The sequence below is a fragment of the Arenibacter algicola genome, assembly GCF_018860365.1.
In the GTDB taxonomy this organism is placed as follows: domain Bacteria; phylum Bacteroidota; class Bacteroidia; order Flavobacteriales; family Flavobacteriaceae; genus Arenibacter; species Arenibacter algicola_B.
In genome coordinates, this window is record NZ_JAHKPO010000018.1 from 285,252 (window position 1) to 304,908 (window position 19,657).

The following is a 19,657-nucleotide window of genomic DNA, read 5'->3' on the forward strand; positions in this document are numbered from 1 at the left end:
AAGTACCTATATTCCGTTTTTATAAATAGAATTAATACCTTTTACATCAATTCTATTTCATTGTCTGTCCTTTTGCTCAGAATATACCTTTTTCATCACTTCCGTTTTACCTTCATCCTCTGCTATGGCATGGGTGGTAAACATCATTACTCCGGTCGACTTACCAGCTAGTCCGCCACGCAATACCGTTTCAAAGGCTTCATTGGTAACTATGCCCGGCTCATTGTAGGCCTGGACAATGGGCCATATTTTTGGGTAGGCATTATCTTCAGCATCTATCTTTTTACTAAACCATTCAATGTTCTCCTCCACCCAATTGGGGTCTCTGCCCATTCTTTGGTGGTAGACCATAGGCGAAAAAACATCCACGGTTTTTTTCAAAAGATCATAATCCAAACCCAGAATACGTTCTCTGGCGCCATTAAATTCTTCGTCGTTCCACGGACAATGATAAAGGCCAAGTAGGGCTCTGGGTTTAATTTCGGCCATAATGCTCTTAATATTGGAAGTCCAATCGTAAATAACCTGGCAACGCCATTTTCGCCATGCCGAATCATGGTTGTTAAGAATGTATTCTGCCTTTTCAGCATTTGTGGCATCTGGCAAACGGATATTGCTATCCTTTGAAAAACTATTTAAACAATGCTTGCAAAAGCAAGTTTCAGGCAAAATGGGTTCCGGGTCTTCAAATTGGGCATGCCAGTGTACATAGTCCATCCACACCCCATCCAGATCATACTCTAGTAGCAAGTCGCGCAGCTGGTCAAAACGATATTTTCTGAAACCTGGTTCGGTAGGGCAGGCACCCATAAACCAGGTGGCGGCCGCAACCCTTTCTCCTTTTTCATTTATGGCCCAGGCCTCAGGATGGGTATCCACGTAACCTTTGCCGTTCAAAGTGGCGAATTCGGCATATACCCTGGCCCCTTCGGCCCTTGCCCTGTCTATCATGTCCTCGTTAATGGATCCGCTGTGGACAAATATGGCATTTACCCCAAGGTCGTTTAGTTTATACCCTTTGTCCCATAGGGGTTTGGGGTTCCCGTAGATACCCCTAATTTCAATGGTTTTAGTTGAAGATGACCCACAGGACACAAGTCCGAGCATTGAAAAAAGGAATAGGTAGGAACATCGGAGTTTTAGGTTTGAAGTCATTCCCTTTAATTTTTGACAATTAATTTACAACTTCCCGCACAATATTATTGCATGTATTGGCACGATTATGAATGCGGATCAACGTAAAATGGATGTATTATGCCCTTAAATGGATAGAATCCTTATTTTATTCCTCCGAAAGCCCCAAAACACATATTCTTATGCAATATCTCCACCTTGCTAAAGCCTAACTTTTTCATAAGGTCCATCTGATAGTTCATAGATCTTGGAGAATCCTCTTTGTCCACATAATCCAACACTTTTTTCCTGTAGTCCTTTCCGCCCAATTCCTCCAAATAGTCCCCATATCTTTCCCAGGTATATTCATTTAATATTTCGCTGTCCTGGGTAATCAGGTCCGAAATCATAAAACAGCCTCCTGGCTTTAGCAGGCCATATATTTTTTTAAAGGTGTTTTCCCAATCTTGGTCGTCCCTTAAATGGTGCAGTACGGCTCCTGCTAAAATAATATCGAAATGGTTTTGCTTTAAAGGTACCTCCCTGACATCTCCCTTTACTATATGCACCTTTCTATTGGTCTGTTCAGATACCCTTTCTAAGGCCTTGTCCAACATGGGACCACTAAGGTCTACCAGGGTACATTCCAGGTTGGAAAGTTTGGAGAGCATTTTTAGGGAATAGTTTCCCGCGCCACATCCTATGTCCAATAATTGCTCGGCATTGGGGGCAATTCTTTTGGCTGCTTCGGTAATCAGCTCCAAGGAAATTTTTGCGTCGATGGTGGTAAGTTGCCCAGTGTCCAAATTGGAGAAACGCTCCACATCCTTGTCGAAACGTTCCCTGATCTCCGTTATGGTTGATTTTTTCATTACTTGTAAAGTATATATAAGTTCTTCTTTTTTATGATTCGGCCAGGGCCATAATCTTTTCCCAAACACTATCGCTAACGGGCATCCCGTTCTTTAGATTTTCTTCCCTGGTAAGGGCACTTCTTTCCCCGGGATAATAAATTTTATCTCCGGCCTGCATGGGTTCTACATCATGGGTATAGTCAATAATTTCATTTAATAGTTTTTCCTGTAGTGCCTTGTCCTTAAAAACTTCTTGGTAAATGCAAAGGTACACCTGGGATATCCCCGTTTCAAAATCCTTTTGCCCTACTTTATAGGTAGAATTTCCGGCGGACAATAAGGTGGCCAACATATCCAAAATTATGGATAGGGCGGAACCTTTCCAATACCCAATGGGCAGACCACGTTCCTTTAATGTAATCTTCTCGGGATCGTTGGACAGTTCGTCATTGGCATCCCAACCCCCTGGGAAGGGCAGTTTTTTTCCCCTTAGTTTATAGTCATTGATCTTCCCGAAAGCGAACTGGGAAATGGCCATATCCAGTACCACATTGCCCCCCTTCCTTGGAATGGATACAATGAACGGGTTGTTGCCAATTCGGCTGTCATTACCGCCCCAAGGCGGCATATTGGGCTGTGTATTGGTGAATAGGATGGAAATGCAACCTGCATCCGCTGCAAACTTTCCATAGGTGCCGCCGCGCATCCAATGATTGGTGTTGCGCAATGCTACAAGGCCCATGCCATGTGTTTTGGCTAGTTCCACGGCCCGATTGGTACACTTGGTAGCATTGATGATACCAGGGCCATAATTCCCGTCCCAGCGTTCTATACTGCCAAATGACTCCACTTTTTCAGCCTCGGCATCAATCTTAACGGAACCGTTTTCCACATATTCCAAAAAAAGGGGTACCCTGTTGATACCATGGGAATTTACACCGGCCAAGGTACTTTCAGTATAGGTTTGGGCCAGTAAGTGTGCCTTTTCCTGAGGAAACTTATATTTTAGGAACAGTTTGTAGAGTACATCCTGCATATGTTGGGAGTTAATTTGCATGGTTTTTATTTGTTTTATGGTTGATAGTAAACAACAATCCTTCCGACTGCTGTGATTATAGGTTAATTATGTGCGATAATCTATTTTTCAATGAGCAAATTTTCCAAGTACCTCAGTGCTGAGGCTATTAAATTTTTCCGATTCTTGGCCTTTTCTTTAAAGGAAAGGAGGGTCTTTCTATTTATTTGCCTTCCCTTAATAAAAATGGTTGAAGGGTTTTTCAATGTGGATAATTCTATTAACGGGTTATGATCTACAAGAAGCAAATTGGCAACTTTACCTACTTCAATAGTTCCCAGTTGGTGCATAATGGAATGTGTTTGAGCAGCATTTACCGTGGCCGTTTTCAAAACTTCGTAATTGGAAAGTCCTGCCTCCTTGTAAAATGCAAGTTCTTTATGAATTGAAAATCCAGGCAGTGTAACTCCTATTCCTGCATCGGTTCCACATATAATTGGAACCCCGGCCTTGTGGAGTTCGGCAACGATTTCCAAATGAAAATCGTGTTGATTTTTTATTCTATCCACCACATTGGAATCTTCCATCTTGGCATTGTGCCAGCGGTTAAACTGATTTTTACTGTCTACTTTTTTGATGAGTGGATTCATATAGGATAAAGGTTCCGCCTCTAAAATGGAATCGTTTATCATCATCTGATAAATATTGTTGAACACCGTTAGCGTTGGGCAATAACTGCTATGCTTTGAATTGGAAATTGAATCGATTATAGGTTGTAGTTTAATGGTGTCTAAATTGAACTGCAAAGGTTGTTGCACAATTTCTTCGGCGTGTTCAATAGATTTGATCTGTGGATTTAAGTGATATGAAAAGGGCACTTTTTGTGAAGGATGGGCAACGATATCCATTTTGGAAATGCCAGCCTGTTTTACAACAGCATCAAATATATCCCTATCCAATCCATAATAGGTTTTAATAAAATCATAGCCTCTGTCCTTATAGGAAATCACTTTATCTTTGGCTTCACTGGGACTGGTTAAATTTAAATTATCGTCACCTATAAATTCCGGGCCTGTGAGCTTAGGCCCCGTTGTGTAAAAGTAGGGGGAAAGTATTTTATCATTGTTTACATCTTCCTTGATTCTTAAATGCATTGGTATACCCCATACATTTCTAACCGCAGTGACACCATTGGCAAGGTACAGTCCAAGTTCGTATTTGTCCCATACGTGCACATGCATATCTATGAGTCCGGGGAGTAGAAATTTACCTTGGGCATCAACAATCTCTACTTCTTTGTTGGGTAGGCTTTCGGAGATACTTTTAATGAAACCATCTTGGATATACACCATTTTATTGGCCAAGACAGTATCTTGGAACATTGGAATTATGTTTACATTGGTTATAAGATAGGTTGTGTTATTGGAAGCCGGCACATTCTTGATTTTCAAATAACTCGTCCCCAATATGTCCAGCCCCAATGCAATGATGGCAGCTATAATTACCATACCAACAATCCCAAGGAAAATTTTCAAAAGGCGTTTTAATAGTTTCATTTATCCAATAGGCGCTAAAATGCTGGTGTAAAATTAATATCGATGTTTTGGTAACTAATTTAGTAAATACATATCGAACCTGCCCAATTGAATCTAGAAATTCAGGCCTGTTAGGATTATAGGTCTAGGAGGATTATACAGGATAGGAATAGTGACGGACAAAAAGCAAGAAGTTTTTTCTTAGGAATAGGGGAGGACTAAATTAAGATCTGTACTAGCTATTGGTTCTATCTTTCTTATTCAGTAATCCGTAGATGATATTGATGGGGAAAATAATTTGACCTAAGATTGTTATGAATACTATTAAGATAAGGCTATTGTTAAAGTCATATTCCATAATATTATCTCTAAAATAGAGATAAAACAAGTACAATAAAAGTTCCTCCAAAAGTAAAACCTATATGAAACCAATTAAACCATTTGGATAAGGTTTTATTGGCTTTTCCCATAATCCAATACCTTATATAGTCCAATATATTGGTATATATTTCAAGGTATTTTGGAACGGATATTATTGTTTGTACATTTTACCTTGATTTACCACATCCTTACCATTAACGGTCATGGTAGATTTATAGGTGAAACAATTCCCCTCTATTTTTATTACTTCCATCAAAATACCATTAATTTGATTAATATATTTTTGGGCCACTGTAAGTTCTGATTTGGATTCGTCATAGGTTAGGCGAAAAGTACAGTTATTTATCCATTCAATTTTGGAATGTTCAATTTTAGGAGCCGTCGAACCGTGATCGTTTCCCGGAATTTCTACCTTATATTCCGTTTGGTAATTCCCTTCCCTGACCAATCTCCATGTTACTGGGGCGGCCCCGCTTGTGTGGACCAAAAAGGTGCCATTTGTAAAGTCTGTGCAATCCAGTTCCTGTGCGCTGGCGAATATTCCGGATAATGATAAAATAAATAGGATGGTTTTCTTCATAAGAGGCGCAAAGATGTGACTTAATACAATATTTTCAAATCCAATTCAGATTTAATACAATCTATTTTGGCAATTAAGTACAACAGTCTCCTAGAACCATGCGTTACAGGTTTTAAATTGCTAATTTTAGATCAAGAAGCGGTTATGAATTCTTGGTAGGAGTCTTTAATTTTCCATAATATTCTACATCGACTAATTCCTTGGTCTCCAATCTAAATTCTCTGCGCATTATTCCTTCCAATTCAAATCCTTTTTTTTCGGCTAGGCGTTTACTACCAATATTTTCAGTTCCATTTCTTAAAAATATTTTTTCCATTTTCAGATTTTCAAAACAATATTTAATGGTTTCATCAATGGCTATGGACATTATTCCTTTTCCTTCATATGCCTTGTCTATAAAATAACCTAATTCACATTTTGGAACCCGCCAATCGATATTTTTAACAAACATCATACCTATCAAAACTTGTTGGGAATAAATTCCCAAGGCATAAATTTCCTTCTTTTTTGTTTTTTGCGTTAACTCCTTTAAATAATTGATAGTCGAATCAATATTTTCGTTCTTTTTTAAGGTAAGGGGAAAATATCTAGCTAATCTTTCCTTATTTCTGTTTATCAGGCTAAATAATTCTTTCGCCTCTTTTTCCGCTATTGTTTGGAGATGAATTTTATTCATAATTATGGCCAATGGTTAGTGTATGAAACGGGAATAGGATTTCTGCATCAACATTTTGTTATTGCGCATTATTCCGTTAACTGGTCATTGCAAATGTGCACAGACTTTCGCTTTAACTGTTATGGAGAATGTTTCAAACACCCTGTTGCAAGACGTTTCATTTGTCAACTAATTTTGAGTAAATATCTAAACTAATAAATTCTCCATTTTTAATTTCACAGTCTTGCATAGTTCCTTCCCAATTGAATTTCAGTTTAGCAAGAGCTTTTTTACAATTCACATTTTTAGTCTCCACAAAACCTTCAATTGTATGTAATCCTATACTAGTGAATGCGTGATTAATAATTAGGGGCATTACTTCGGTCATAAGTCCTTTTCCCCAATTTTCTGGCATCAACCAAAAACCAATTTCTGCCTTTCTATTTTCTTTGGTTATGGCGTTTAATCCTCCTGCTCCAAGAAATCTGCCATCCTCTTTTGAGCAAATAGCCCACCAAATTCCAGTTTCATTTTTTTCCAGGTCGGCATACCAGGCCATTTGTTCTTTTGTTGCTTCCATACTATTAAAACTAATTCCGTAGTACTTAATAATATCGGGGTGTGAAAGCCCTTTAAAAACATTTTCCAAATCCGAATCAACAAATTGTCTTAAAGTTACCCTTTCTGATTCTAGAATTGGAAATGTACTTTTCATTATATGTTCGTTCTTTATTTATTTAAAAGATCATAATTGATTTTAGTTTCGTTTCCGTTGTATGAATCATTGAAACAATCCACTATATCAATGTTTTTTAATTTTTCAATTCGTTCAGAATCGGGGTTGGCAACCCATGCCTCCTTTATTTTTTTGATAAACATATTTTCATCATCGGTTTTTTCAATTAATGCAATTATGTTACCCTTGTTATTATTTTTTAAGTCAATTTCACAATAACCAATTGTTAGTTTTTCACTATTATCAGAAGTTAAAAATGATAAGGTATCCAATACTTTGTATATCCTGTTATTATTAGAATCATATTGGATCCTGGAATAGATAACAAGGTCTCTGTTTTTGTTTTTTAAATGAAGTAATTTGAATTTAGGTTCAATTTCATCATTAAAAAAAGTAGTATCGGATACCTTTTCAAAATTGACTAATTGGTTTAAACTCCCGTAGTCTTTAAATTGTGTTCCAACTATTGATTCTGAATGTTTTTCTTTACAACCTATACTAATGATTACTGTAAATAGAATAAGTAATTTTGTCATTTTAAGAGGGTGTGAATTTGATTTTTTTATTCAAAATTTTTGATTTGTCTATTCGTAATATTCTTTAAAAAAACGTCCTAAAACAAACGTGTATAACCGTTGGTTAAGGGTTTCTATACATTAACTTTCGGTTTGGCACTGACGTTAGTAAGTCCGATAGAATTTAGGCATTGTTGCGTCTAGCGTATTTTTAATCATTTTGCTGTTATTTGATAGGGTGTTTCAGGAAAACCAAAAAGAATTGCTTTTTCCTCGTCAATTTCCTTAATTCCGATAAGTGTACTTCTTTCTCCATTTTCATAAATCGAAGCAAAATATGTTCCTTGAAGTTTTTCCAATACTAATTTTCGACCCTCTATATTAAGTCTTTTGTTAATTTTATTTATTGTCGGATTATCCAAAATCTTATTAAACACGAAGGGGATTTTTTCATTATTCCATTCAGCTTCGAATTCGATTGCCTGAATTTTCTTTGAGGTCAATTTTGTTTTTGTAGGTCTTATTCTTTCGTAATCCGTAGCGAATTCAGTATCTTCTGTAAGCGATTCTATTTCGCTAATAGCTGTATGGGTTTTTCCCATTCTATATATTCTTATCCTATTTTCATTTATAAACACACATTTGGTTTCAGAAAAAGTTTCATTCCTTTCATGTACTTTTTTTGATAATCCGTCTACGATTATTTTCTCTAACTTAAAGTGAATAATTTGGTTGTTTTCAAATTCAATAAATTCAGGCGGACAATAATCGGACCCTTTTTTAATCATTAACCAAGTTCCATCAAATATCTCCACTTTATAAATCTTTATTACGTTTTCCCAGCATAGAGCACAATTGTTGTGTTATTAAAAGTAGGAGAGCAAACTATCATTTGCTTTCCGCAAATCAGATAACAAAACCTTTCCGATTTTGAGATCTCAGAAATTTGGACAAAATTTGGAATGGAAGCCCAGGCCTGCATTGCTTCATAGGTTTTACTGGCAAGTTTTTAAATCTTTTCCAAAAATTCCATCAATTTCATTTTGGCGTCTTGTTTAGCCTTAAAATCTCCATCATCATTTCCGCCAAATTCATATTCATAATTTTTCCCGCTAATATTAATTGTTCCAGTTCTATAACTGGTATTGTCATCGGGATTACTAGAAATTAAGTGTCCAGCGTTTTCATATTTTATATTCTGAAAAGAGTATTTAAAACTATGGGCTTCTAATCTTTTTTCTATCATATCTGCCATTATGGATGATGGCCAAACCCGATCATCACGTCCAGAAAAAAGTAGAACAGGTCCATTGATCTTTTCCACTTTGATGGCCGCTTGTTCTATGAAATCTGTTTTTTGCAACCCCTTTTTCCAATACTCTACCATTATAATTTTATTTGATTCGTTTCCTTTTATTTTATTCATAGGCACGTATGGAATATCAACCCCTTCATATTTCCAGCTCGATTTCAATTCGTTGGAATTGTATGGTAAAACTGTATTTGACCAGGATACAGCGCTTGGTGCGTAGGCAACAACTCCGCTAATAGATTCAGGGAATATGGAAGCAAGGACTAATGCTAATTCCGCATTTCTTGATGCTCCCATTACAATTATTTTATTTGGATCAACTTCTGGCTGTTTTTTTAACCATACCAAAGCTTTTTCAAAGTATTCTAAATTAATTTCCTCGGGTAATTTGGGTAAGCCTTCCCTTTGGGTATATGGTAATGACAAACCACTATATCCGCTGCTGGCAAACTGTTGCCCCCAGTAATCTCCCCATGGTCCTCCACCTATCAAAACTATTGATACTTTTTTCTTGGTATCGGTTTTTACAAAATAATTTGCCTGAAAACCATTTTCATTTATGTGTCTTGGCCTTACACCACTAAATAGAATACTGTCCGCTATAAAATATCCAACAATTAGGAATATTAGTATTCCGATCCCAATAATGTATTTTCTGTTTTTGATCATTTAATAGGGTTGTAGCTAACAATTATATATGACCATAGATCATATATTTTTAATACACCCAATATAGGAAATCTTTAAAATCCAATTGTGTTTTGCCCTGTATTTGGACTAAAAATTCAGGATTTTCCTAGGTGTTTTTACCAAGCCGGATTTTGCCAAACTTTATTAATGTGATTTCTCCATTGCTGCATTGGCACTTTTGTAGAAAGGAATGCTGAGCAGCCATTTCTTATCCTTGGCAGATACACTAAGTGTAATCCCTTCCGTATTTTCCGATTTAATTTTCGCCTTTATTTTTGGGATAGCTTTTTCTGAAGGCATAAGTAACCATACAAAAGTGGCATCGGAAGTTATATCGGTAGTATATGAACTTGTTATATTGGGTCCATAAATATTGTATTCAGGACTATACCAGCCTTGAATTTGAGGATTTTCCTGACCTTTAATAAATTTTGGATTAATTTTTTGCCTACCTACAGGGATAATTGCTAGGTTTCCCCTTTTATTAATCGTCTTCACAATAGACCTTTCTTTTTCTACCTTATTATCAGGATGCCAGTGCCAAAGGGCTTCAATGGTGCGTGGTCTATCTGTTTCAACTCGGTCTACCACCACCCAGAATTCGTTACGAACATAGAACATTGCCCTGGTTTGTTTCGCCTTTCCGGCTATATCGATAAATTGATCAAAGGAATTTGAAGCATAATCAAAACCTTCTGTTATTTTAAAGTGACTGTCAGCTAAGGGTTCTTGGGCAAGTTTGGGGCCGCTAGTTTGTCCTTTACCGTCAATTAAAATCAAGTTGTGTCCCGCACTGCCCTTGGCATAAGGACGGAATTTTTCGGCTACCTCACCGGTATAGGCAAATCTTCCCGAATCTACCAAGAAATCCTTTCCAAAGGCGGAAACGGAAAGGTGAAGTTTGTCATTGTGTTGATGGCCACTGCCCCAAGGTCCCATGTCAAAAAACGACCATTGGGCATCCTGGTCGAAACCACTACGGGAAACAAAATGTCCTGCCCAAGGATAGAAATAGGAGGGACCGTCAACAGGTTTGTTTCCAGATTGGCCATTGGCAACAATATATTCCCAATCTGGATGGTTATACTTTTTAGCTCCTTTTAAGATGAAGTTACGGTCACTACCCCTGTCGCCATCATTGTTCATCAATCGAAAACCACTAGGTCTCACCATATGCGAAATATAGCCGTACATGTCCTCTATGGTGTTATTGTAGAAGTCGGGCAAAGTCTTGTTGGCTTTGTCACAGATATCTTTGAAAAGTTCAAAATTAATTAAGGATACGTTATGGTAATGCGAACTTAGTTCGGTTTGTACCCCATCTGGATATACCTGATCTTTCATGCTTTCCACCATAGTTTCAATGGCATAGTCCAGCCATTCTTCAGAATTTTTATATTCCGGAAAATAGGCTGCCACCGTTGCCAATGAGGAAATTTCCATGGTCAGCCAATTATTGCTGCTGTGAAAATTTCTATTGTAATGGGCATGATCGGGCAAACTACTGAGCATTAGTAGTTGTGTGGCAGGGGAAATATAATCGCTGTTTATTAGTCCGTAAAACATTTTGGTCCATTTTTTTGCTCGGGCAGCTACCTCCAATCCCCGCCATACAGAGGTACTGCTTTTAACCGCAGGGTAGGGCATGCTCTTAATTATAAAATCCCTTAAGAATAGGTCCATATATTGGGCATATTTGGGGTTTCCGGTTTCCAAATAAGTATTGAATATTTGGCTTAACTGACTATGCCTATTGGAAAGCCAAGCCCATTCATTGTCATTATTGGGGCCTTTGTAGTACCAGTCGCGATGCCCATCTTCAAGATAGGGAACTTTTCCACGTACATTTTGTACCACAAAAACATTGGTCAGAATGGTATCGGCAGCGGCTACTTCCCGCATCGTTTTTGTTGGAATTTCTTTGCGTAGATCGGCGGCCATGGCTCCATTTTTATAATAGGCCAATAATTCTTTGCATGCCTCTAGGGTATTACCATCGCTGTGGGCCAATTTTACCTTTTCCAGTCCCGTATAATCTAAATTAAATTGATTCAACATATTTTCTATGGTCTCGGGATAGGAGGTGATAAGGTCTTCTACAGAGGTTATGCTTTTCCAATTTTGTTGAGCAATAAGCTGGGAAGTGATGCAAAAAAATAGGACAGTCAGTGATAATGGTTTGATAATTTTTAGCATGCTTTTATTTTTGAATAAACTTGTTTACGGCAATAGACCTGTCGGGATCCCCTTGGGTACTCCAGATAACTAATTTTCCCTCACCGTCTACCTGCAAGCCCACGGCCGCATTAAAATCGACCCCATTCATACAATTAAATGTTTTGGAATCGATTTTCTCCATGATGGGTTCAAAAGATCCCAGCTTGCTAACAAGGATTAAATCGGTCTGTCCAGCAGCATCTTTTTTATGAAAACCAATGGCATAAATGGCAGAGTCATCCTTGATAAGGTTGATGGATTGATAGCTTCCCCAATCAATTGGCGCAGTAAAACTATACAGGAATTTATGTTCCCCTTTTTCGGTGTCGATTTGGTAAAAGTCCCAGTTTCGGGAGTCCCAATTTGCTACTACTGCCAAATAATGATTATCCAAGGCCAATAATCCCGTTGCTCCCGCTGTTTTCTGTTTAGACTGGCCCTCGCGTTCAATAATTATATTAGGCCGACTCTTAGAAAGGGCATTGTTCCTATAATTGTAGAGGCAGACCTTGGAAGTGGTTTTAAGGATATTGTCCTCAATGCCAACAATCATATAAGGTTCACTGACTTGAATCCCCCCGGCATGCCTGTAAGGATCTGTCATTAGTGTAATTAACTTATCCGTTTTTCGTTTTTTAAGGTTTATTTGTAAAACGTAGGCCTTGGTAAGTGAACTCCCAGAGACGAGAAGTTTTTCCGTCCCCTTCTTTTCTATAAATTGAACCCCTTGGAAATGGCCACTTTCACTTGGGACTTTTATTTTATTATTGATTAGGATTACTTCCGGATCGGAATTCAAGGCTTTAAAGGCTTCGGGCGCATTTGTTACATATTGACTAAAACCCAAATTAGGGGTTAACCATATGTTGGCTATTAGAAAAAGTATTTTTAATATATGGTGTTGGCTCATGGAGATCATATTTTAATTAAAGTTCACCACAAATGGCCTATAGAAATCACGGCCAAATTAAAATGCAATACAGTTGGATTTATAACTTTTGCCACTTCGAGTGACATTCTTCCGCTTTTTGAATTGTAAATATGGTATATTTTTATTGTTTAAACGATTAAATACATATATTGAAATCAATTTTTTTTGTTTTCTCCATAAAATTAAACTTATGTCTAAAAACTTCAATTGCCAATTTACCAATATTAGAATATTTCTGGTATTCCTAAGCTGCACCTTCTCCAGTTTTTCCCAAACCGATTATTCGGTGCTGGATTATTGGAAATATTATTCCGACGCGGAAAATCAACTTTATAAGCAACAAAGTGAAATTTCGTTTGAAACACTTGCCCAAAGAAAAGAGTCCATTTCAAAGCTACGGACGAAAATAGATTGGAAAGGGAGACAAGAATTGGTCAAAGAAAAGCTACAGGAGTCCATAGGGGATTTTCCAGCAAAAACACCTTTGAATCCTATAATTACCAAAAGGATTAAAAAGGATGGGTATAGCATAGAAAAATTATATTTCGAATCTATGCCGGGGGTAAAGGTAACAGCTGCTTTTTTTATTCCACAAGGCAAAAGGAGGAACCTGCCAACTATAATATATTGCAGTGGTCATAGCGATTTGGCTTTTAGAAGCGATATCTATCAACATGTTATTCTCAATCTCGTAAAAAAGGGTTTTGCCGTCTTTGCTTTTGACCCTTACGGACAAGGGGAGAGATTGCAGTATTTTGATCAGAACCAGGGCAAGTCGCGCTTTAGTCCAACGCGTGAGCATTCCTATCCCGGGGCACAGTTGTTTGTCAACGGGGAATCCACTGGTAAATATATGATTTGGGATGGAATTAGGGCAGTAGATTATTTACTTAGCCGTAAGGAAGTGGATCCCAACCGTATTGGTATTACCGGCAGGTCTGGTGGTGGAACACAGTCTTCCCACATTGCGGCCTTCGATGAGCGTATTAAAGCTTCAGCCCCGGAATGTTATATCACCAGCATGGAATATCAATTAAAATCAGGAGGGCCACAGGATGCAGAGCAGAATTTTCCCCGGGGTATTCAACTTGGTTTGGACCATGCAGATCTTTTGGAGGTGAGGGCTCCCAAACCAACTTTGATGATAACTACAACACGGGATATGTTTAGTATTCAGGGAGCACGGGATACCTATCAGGAAACGAAATTGGCGTACAAAGCTTTTGGTAAAGAAGAAAATATGATGATGGTGGAGGACAATGCCGGGCATCAATCTACCCTAAAAAATAGGGAAGCCATGTATGCTTTTTTTCAAAGGCATTTGGATAACCCGGGAGATTCCAAGGATGAGGAAGTGGTTATTTTTCCAGTAGAAGAATTGTATGTTACGGAAACGGGTCAACTTTCAACATCGGTTGGGAGCAAATTTTTGTTCGATGTAAATAGCGATCTGACCAAGAAAAATATGGAGGTATTGAATGGGAGCAGGCAGAATATGGACCAACATTTATTCGATTTAAAACAAAAGGTACAAGCAATTTCGGGTTATACAGAAAATGCCAAGAAAGCAAAATTGATATTTTCCGGACAAACAGAATTTGAAACCTATTTTTTAAATAAATATCTGATAGTTGAAGAAGGGGACAAAATAATTCCGTTTGTAACCTTGGTGCCGAAACAACCCATGGGTAGCTCGGCACTTTATTTGGATAATATGGAGAATAAGGAGTCGGACGAGGCTTATGCCATTCCCGTACAAATGGTCAAAAAAGGTGTTACCGTAATTGTCCCAGATATGCCTGGCTACGGTGAATTGGGACCCGGGTATTTAAAAGGTGATGCCTATTTTGAAAATACCTCCTACAATCAATGGTTTGCAGGGATATTGAACGGAAAAAGTACGATTGCCTTGCATGTGGAGGCCATAGAAACGCTGCTGGAAGTGTGTAAAACGAATATGAAATTGGACGATAAAGAATTTATGGGAATATCTAAAGGGGGCTTTAATTCCAGTCTATTGCACGCTGCTGTTTCGGGGGTGGAATTTTCAAGGATGTTGTTTTTGGATCCAATGCTTTCATTTGAAACCATAGTTTCCAACAAAGTCTACAACCCTGCCCATATACCTTTTACCGTTGCCGGCGCCTTGCCTAATTATGACTTGCAGGATCTGTCGGCAGCTTTTGCCCCACGAAAATTGATGCTGGTTGTGGAGACGGATGGCGGAGCAATGGATACCGAGTACTCGCAGACCTATGATTTTGTGAAGGAACATTATAAATCCATGAACAAGGCCAATAACTTTTCTGTTGAAAAAATCGATTCTGAAGAGGGAGCAATAGAGGCCGTAGATAAATTTATATCCAAGCTGTAACGGTTTGTCCATAAAATAACCAAGAGTATCATGAAAATAAATTTATTTCTTGCACTGGGAATTTTAAGTATAGTAGCCTGCAAAGATGCTCATCCCGTTATACAGATGTCCGCAGAGGATAGCGCTCTATTTGCCAAAGCTCATGAAAATGCCATTTTGGCCAATGAGGGTTTTATTAGGAGCGAAGACTTTGTTCATGGTTGGTTGCAGGAGGCTGATCCCGAATCGGGCCTAATTCCGAGAAACCTTCAAACCGATACGGACATATGGAATGCGAAAGATGCTGCCGCCGATAATTATCCGTTTATGGTGCTCACTTCTTTTTTTACAGATCAGGCTTTATTTGATGGGACAATGTTGGATATGTTACATGCTGAAAAAAAACTCACTTCCAGGGTTAACAGTCTACCTGATACCTATTCTTTTTCTAAAAAGGATTTTCAAAATGAAAAATTGGATATGGCAGAAATCATTTTTGGGACTTCGGAATATATTAAGGATGGCTTGCTGCCCCTTACAGAATGGTTAGGAAAAAGTCCATGGTCGGAAAGAATGATGGAGATGCTGTACGACATGAAGAATGAAGTAAATGTTGCAGATGGGATATCCAGGGATGGTTCCAATGCAACACGGGAAGAAGTGAATGGCGAATTGCTACAGACCCTTTCCCGAATATACTGGATGACCGGCGATGAAAGGTTCTTGGACTGGGCCGTAGCCATTGGGGACTATTATCTACTGGGCGACCACCATCCCACAAAGGACTTGGATTACCTTAGGCTGCGAGACCATGGGTGTGAGTTGATATCTGGCTTATGTGAATTGTATGTGTCTACAAGCTTTGCCAAACCTAACAAAAGGGAAGCCTACAAAAAGCCATTGCATGAGATGATGGACAGGATTCTGGAAGTTGGTAGAAATGCCGATGGATTATTTTATGACGCCATAAATCCCCAAACAGGAGAAATTGTACAGGAACGTCCTGCCGATAATTGGGGATATACCCTAAACGGATTTTATGCCGTTTATTTATTGGATAAGAATCCGAAATATAGGGAAGCCATATTGAAAATTTATTCCAATTTAAACAAATATACCAACTATGATTGGGAAAACGGCAGTGCTGATGGGTATGCGGATGCCATTGAAGGAGCCCTAAATTTGTACAACCGAATTCCGCATCCCTCCGTTGCCAAATGGATGGACAGTGAAATAAAAGTAATGTGGGCCATGCAGCAGGAAAATGGAATTATAGAAGGCTGGCATGGCGATGGCAACTTTGCGCGGACTTCCATTATGTATAATTTATGGAAAAGCAAGGGCTTGTATGTAAGGCCTTGGAGAGATGACCTGTTTATGGGAGCGGAGCAAAAAGGGGATTCCTTATTGATCTCTATCAAATCTGAACTCCCCTGGAAAGGAAAGCTATATTTTGATAAACCTAGACATAGGGAGAATATGAAATTGCCTATGGATTGGGCCAGAATCAACCAATTTCCTGAGTGGTTTACGGCAGATATAGATCGGGAATATACATTGGTGGATTATGACAAGTCCGAACCTACTAAATATCAAGGCAACCAGTTAATAGATGGCATTGATATTGAATTGGAGGATAACAAAAGAATGGTAGTGTATTAGCGGCTTAAATTCACCTACATATAAATCTAAATTCCAGTTTATGATACAACACACGGTAGTGCTAAAGTTAAAATACCCCAAAGGCTCGCCTGAAGAAAAAGAGTTTCTTTCCGCAGCGGCAAAATTGGCCTTGATACCTGGAGTCCATAATTTTCAATCCTTGCGACAAACAGGGAAGAAGAACGATTTTGATTATTGTTTGTCAATGGAATTTGACAATATGGTGGCTTACGAAGCTTATAATACAGATCCGGACCACAATAGGTTTGTTGCAACCTATTGGGCCAAGTACGTAGAAAAGTTTTTGGAATTGGATTATGAGCCTATCATCTAATAATACACTCTACAGAATACAACTACACTTATGGCAAAAGCTGAGAGACAATGAAGGGTGTGGATCAATTATTTTATAGCTTTATCTGGGGCTGATTTTGAAGTCGTGGGTCTTTGGATTTAATAGTGACCGGCCTATTTTCCATGACCTCTGTAATTCTCTCCATGGTCTCCACTTCAAGTCTATGCATTGCTTCATGGGTGTAAAAAGTTAAGTGGGGCAGTAGGATCACATTGTCCATTTCGTAAAGCTTTTTTAACGGATGGTCCGTTTTGTTCAATGGCTCCTGGCTGTAGACATCAAGGCCGGCACCGGCAATTTGTTTTTTCTCCAAGGCATTCAAGAGTGCCAATTCATCTATCAAGGCACCTCGGGCAGAATTGATAATGATAGCGGTTTCTTTCATTACCGAAAACTCCTTGGCCCCTATGAGGTGTTTGGTATTTTTGTTCAAAACGGAATGAAGGGAAATAAAATCGCACTCCTTAAGCATTTCGGAGAGGTCATCATATTTCTGAATCCCCCTTTTTGCCAATTCCTCTTTCGTCTTGCTGGGGTCGTAACCAATAACTCTTGCCCTAAACCCCAGGCCCGCCATCCTTGCCATGCTACTTCCTATTTTACCACAACCAATGATACCGAGTGTTTTTCCGGCAATATCCTGTCCCAGCCACTCGCTACTTGGCCATACCCAAGCTTTGCTGTTCATTTGCTTTTGTAGCGTTGGCAGCTTTTTGGCCAGTGCAATAAGCATGGCAAATGCCCCTTCTGCGACGGTCTCCTCTGCGTATTCCGGAATATTGACCACTACTATGCCCCGTGCGTTGGCCGCCGGAATATCTATAGCATCTATTCCTACCCCATATTTTACTATAGCTTTAAGCCTTTTTGCCGACTCTATGACATTCTTGGTAATAGGGGTGTAGCACATTAAAAGGATGTCGCAATCCTCCAATTCTTTCATTAGGATTTCTTCTGATACCCCATCAGGGAGCAAAACCAGATCATGTCCATTTTTCCTAAGGGTTTCGTCTACAAATGGAGTTTCGAGCTCCATATCGGTTCTTACTATTTTCATATTATGGTATAATCGGTAATGGTTGGTTTCCTTAAATTGGTAAATTATTGGTTAAAACAAATATAGTAGAAATGCTACTAGGTATTAAATGTAGTATTCCGAGGATTGTTTTATTTCCTTCAATACAAATGTACTGTTGAGAACACCGATATTTTCGATCTTGGAGAGCTTGGTCTTTACAAAGTCATGATATTCCTCTAGACTTTTGGTGTGGATTTTTAAGATGAAATCTACCTGACCGGCCAAATGGTAACATTCCTGAACCTCATCCAAACTCTGTACCTGTGCCTCAAATTTCTCAATAAAGGCTTCGTTATGATACCGCATGGATACTTGGCATATAACCGTTATGGAGCGGTCTATTTGCTTTTTGTCCAGAATGGCTACGTATTTTTTAATAACCCCTTGTTTTTCCAGTCTACGGACCCTTTCGTAAACAGGGGAGGGGGTTAGATTGAGTATTGCGGCGATTTCCTTTGCCGTTTTTTTGGAATCTTTTTGTAAAATCCTTAGAATGGTAATATCGGTTTGATCTAATTGCTCCATAGTGGGGATAAAAATTACTTTAAAATAATTATTTTTGTATCTATAAAAGTAAATAAAACTTTTAAATGGACATAATTAAGGGATAATTACTTAATTATTTCAGATATTTACTTGTATAGATCGTATTTAGTAATTTCGACAGTAATTAACACTTTTGTTAATTAGACTAAAACGGTACATTATGAAAGCAAAAGTTCTAGTAATCGGCGCCAATGGACAATTGGGAACTGTACTTGTAAAAGAATTACAGCACCATCATGGTTTGGACAATGTGGTAGCTACCGATATAAAGAAAACCTATAATTTTAAAGGAATCTTTGAAGTCTTGGATGCCACTAATAGAATACATTTGAGCGAGGTGGTTACCAAATATGGGATTACCCAAATTTATCATTTGGCGGCAATTTTGTCTGCAAAGGGAGAAGAAAATCCGTTGGGGACTTGGGATCTTAATATGAGGATGCTTTTTAATGTATTGGAAGTAGCCAGAATCCACGTATTGGACAAGGTGTTCTTTCCGAGTTCCATTGCCGTTTTTGGAGAGGATGCCCCTTGGGTGAATACTCCCAACAACGCATTTCTAAATCCTGCAACAGTATATGGAATGAGCAAGGCGGCAGGAGAACAATGGGCACAGTACTATTTTTTAAGATATGGTTTGGATGTAAGGTCTCTTCGCTACCCTGGGGTTATAGGTTACCAATCCTTGCCTGGTGGTGGTACTACGGATTACGCGGTGGAAATTTTCCACAAGGCCGTCTTGGAAGAAGAATTTGTTTGTTTCCTCAATGAAGATACTACCCTGCCCATGATCTTCATGGATGACGCTATTAGGGCAACTTTGGAATTAATGGAGGCACCTAAGAAAGACATTAAAATAAGAACTGCCTATAATCTTGCCGGAAGTAGCTTTTCCCCAGAAGATATTGTAAGGGAAATATGTAAATACTATCCGGAGTTTAAGGTAAAATATGAACCGGATTTTAGGCAGGACATTGCTGCCCGTTGGCCAAAATCTATAAGTGACGTTGAGGCTACATTGGATTGGGGATGGAAACCGGAATACGATCTGGAAAGGATTGTTCGCACCATGATTGAAAAACTAAAGGAGCAATACGTACCGCATTAATAGATCCGTTAGGGCTATTTA

General features: G+C 38.6%; 18 protein-coding genes. 4 read left to right on the top strand and 14 right to left on the bottom strand.

The window, feature by feature from the left end; translation table 11 throughout:
• Positions 1-57: 57 nt before the first annotated feature.
• From KO529_RS16745 to KO529_RS16800, 12 genes are all read right to left on the bottom strand, one after another.
• Positions 58-1,155, bottom strand: coding sequence for a hypothetical protein (locus KO529_RS16745; protein WP_215949012.1), 1,098 nt, complete (start codon positions 1,153-1,155; stop codon positions 58-60).
• A gap of 122 nt (positions 1,156-1,277) precedes the next feature.
• Positions 1,278-1,985, bottom strand: coding sequence for a class I SAM-dependent methyltransferase (locus KO529_RS16750; protein WP_215949013.1), 708 nt, complete (start codon positions 1,983-1,985; stop codon positions 1,278-1,280).
• Positions 1,986-2,016: 31 nt separating this feature from the next.
• Complete coding sequence (gene yiaK / locus KO529_RS16755; RefSeq protein WP_215949014.1) at positions 2,017-3,024, bottom strand: 3-dehydro-L-gulonate 2-dehydrogenase; 1,008 nt, start codon at positions 3,022-3,024, stop codon at positions 2,017-2,019.
• Positions 3,025-3,104: 80 nt separating this feature from the next.
• Entirely contained in the window at positions 3,105-4,517 is a 1,413-nt protein-coding gene (locus tag KO529_RS16760) for an amidohydrolase family protein (RefSeq protein ID WP_252734440.1), read from the bottom strand.
• Positions 4,518-5,049: 532 nt separating this feature from the next.
• Positions 5,050-5,478 carry a hypothetical protein gene (locus KO529_RS16765; RefSeq protein WP_215949016.1) on the bottom strand — a complete coding sequence of 143 codons (429 nt, stop codon included), beginning with the start codon at positions 5,476-5,478 and terminating at the stop codon, positions 5,050-5,052.
• 142 nt (positions 5,479-5,620) lie between these two features.
• The gene (locus KO529_RS16770; RefSeq protein ID WP_215949017.1) at positions 5,621-6,154 is read right to left on the bottom strand and encodes a GNAT family N-acetyltransferase; all 534 of its coding nucleotides are present in this window, start codon (positions 6,152-6,154) and stop codon (positions 5,621-5,623) included.
• A 157-nt stretch (positions 6,155-6,311) separates the two neighbouring features.
• A complete protein-coding gene (locus KO529_RS16775) occupies positions 6,312-6,848 on the bottom strand; it encodes a GNAT family N-acetyltransferase (RefSeq protein WP_215949018.1) in 537 nt (178 codons plus the stop codon).
• A 14-nt stretch (positions 6,849-6,862) separates the two neighbouring features.
• On the bottom strand, positions 6,863-7,405 hold the full coding sequence (locus tag KO529_RS16780; protein WP_215949019.1) for a hypothetical protein: 543 nt from the start codon (positions 7,403-7,405) through the stop codon (positions 6,863-6,865).
• Positions 7,406-7,599: 194 nt separating this feature from the next.
• On the bottom strand, positions 7,600-8,199 hold the full coding sequence (locus KO529_RS16785; protein ID WP_215949020.1) for a hypothetical protein: 600 nt from the start codon (positions 8,197-8,199) through the stop codon (positions 7,600-7,602).
• 194 nt (positions 8,200-8,393) lie between these two features.
• Entirely contained in the window at positions 8,394-9,365 is a 972-nt protein-coding gene (locus KO529_RS16790; protein WP_215949021.1) for an acyl-CoA thioester hydrolase/BAAT C-terminal domain-containing protein, read from the bottom strand.
• Between the two features lie 165 nt (positions 9,366-9,530).
• Complete coding sequence (locus KO529_RS16795; protein WP_215949022.1) at positions 9,531-11,582, bottom strand: alginate lyase family protein; 2,052 nt, start codon at positions 11,580-11,582, stop codon at positions 9,531-9,533.
• A gap of 4 nt (positions 11,583-11,586) precedes the next feature.
• Positions 11,587-12,513, bottom strand: coding sequence for a hypothetical protein (locus KO529_RS16800; RefSeq protein WP_215949023.1), 927 nt, complete (start codon positions 12,511-12,513; stop codon positions 11,587-11,589).
• 211 nt (positions 12,514-12,724) lie between these two features.
• Here KO529_RS16800 and KO529_RS16805 point away from each other — a divergent pair, with 211 nt between their 5' ends.
• From KO529_RS16805 to KO529_RS16815, 3 genes are read left to right on the top strand one after another with little or no spacing between them, the layout of a single operon-like run.
• On the top strand, positions 12,725-14,908 hold the full coding sequence (locus KO529_RS16805) for an alpha/beta hydrolase family protein (protein WP_215949024.1): 2,184 nt from the start codon (positions 12,725-12,727) through the stop codon (positions 14,906-14,908).
• A 30-nt stretch (positions 14,909-14,938) separates the two neighbouring features.
• The gene (locus tag KO529_RS16810) at positions 14,939-16,549 is read left to right on the top strand and encodes a hypothetical protein (RefSeq protein WP_215949025.1); all 1,611 of its coding nucleotides are present in this window, start codon (positions 14,939-14,941) and stop codon (positions 16,547-16,549) included.
• 40 nt (positions 16,550-16,589) lie between these two features.
• Positions 16,590-16,883, top strand: coding sequence for a Dabb family protein (locus KO529_RS16815; RefSeq protein WP_215949026.1), 294 nt, complete (start codon positions 16,590-16,592; stop codon positions 16,881-16,883).
• Positions 16,884-16,956: 73 nt separating this feature from the next.
• Here KO529_RS16815 and KO529_RS16820 read toward each other — a convergent pair whose 3' ends face one another.
• Together KO529_RS16820 and KO529_RS16825 are read right to left on the bottom strand one after the other, a co-directional pair.
• On the bottom strand, positions 16,957-17,961 hold the full coding sequence (locus KO529_RS16820) for a 2-hydroxyacid dehydrogenase (RefSeq protein ID WP_215949027.1): 1,005 nt from the start codon (positions 17,959-17,961) through the stop codon (positions 16,957-16,959).
• An 84-nt stretch (positions 17,962-18,045) separates the two neighbouring features.
• Positions 18,046-18,507, bottom strand: coding sequence for an Lrp/AsnC family transcriptional regulator (locus KO529_RS16825; protein WP_215949028.1), 462 nt, complete (start codon positions 18,505-18,507; stop codon positions 18,046-18,048).
• Between the two features lie 181 nt (positions 18,508-18,688).
• Here KO529_RS16825 and KO529_RS16830 point away from each other — a divergent pair, with 181 nt between their 5' ends.
• Positions 18,689-19,636, top strand: a complete 948-nt coding sequence (locus KO529_RS16830; RefSeq protein WP_215949029.1) for an NAD-dependent epimerase/dehydratase family protein — start codon at positions 18,689-18,691, stop codon at positions 19,634-19,636.
• The last annotated feature ends 21 nt before the right edge of the window (positions 19,637-19,657 follow it).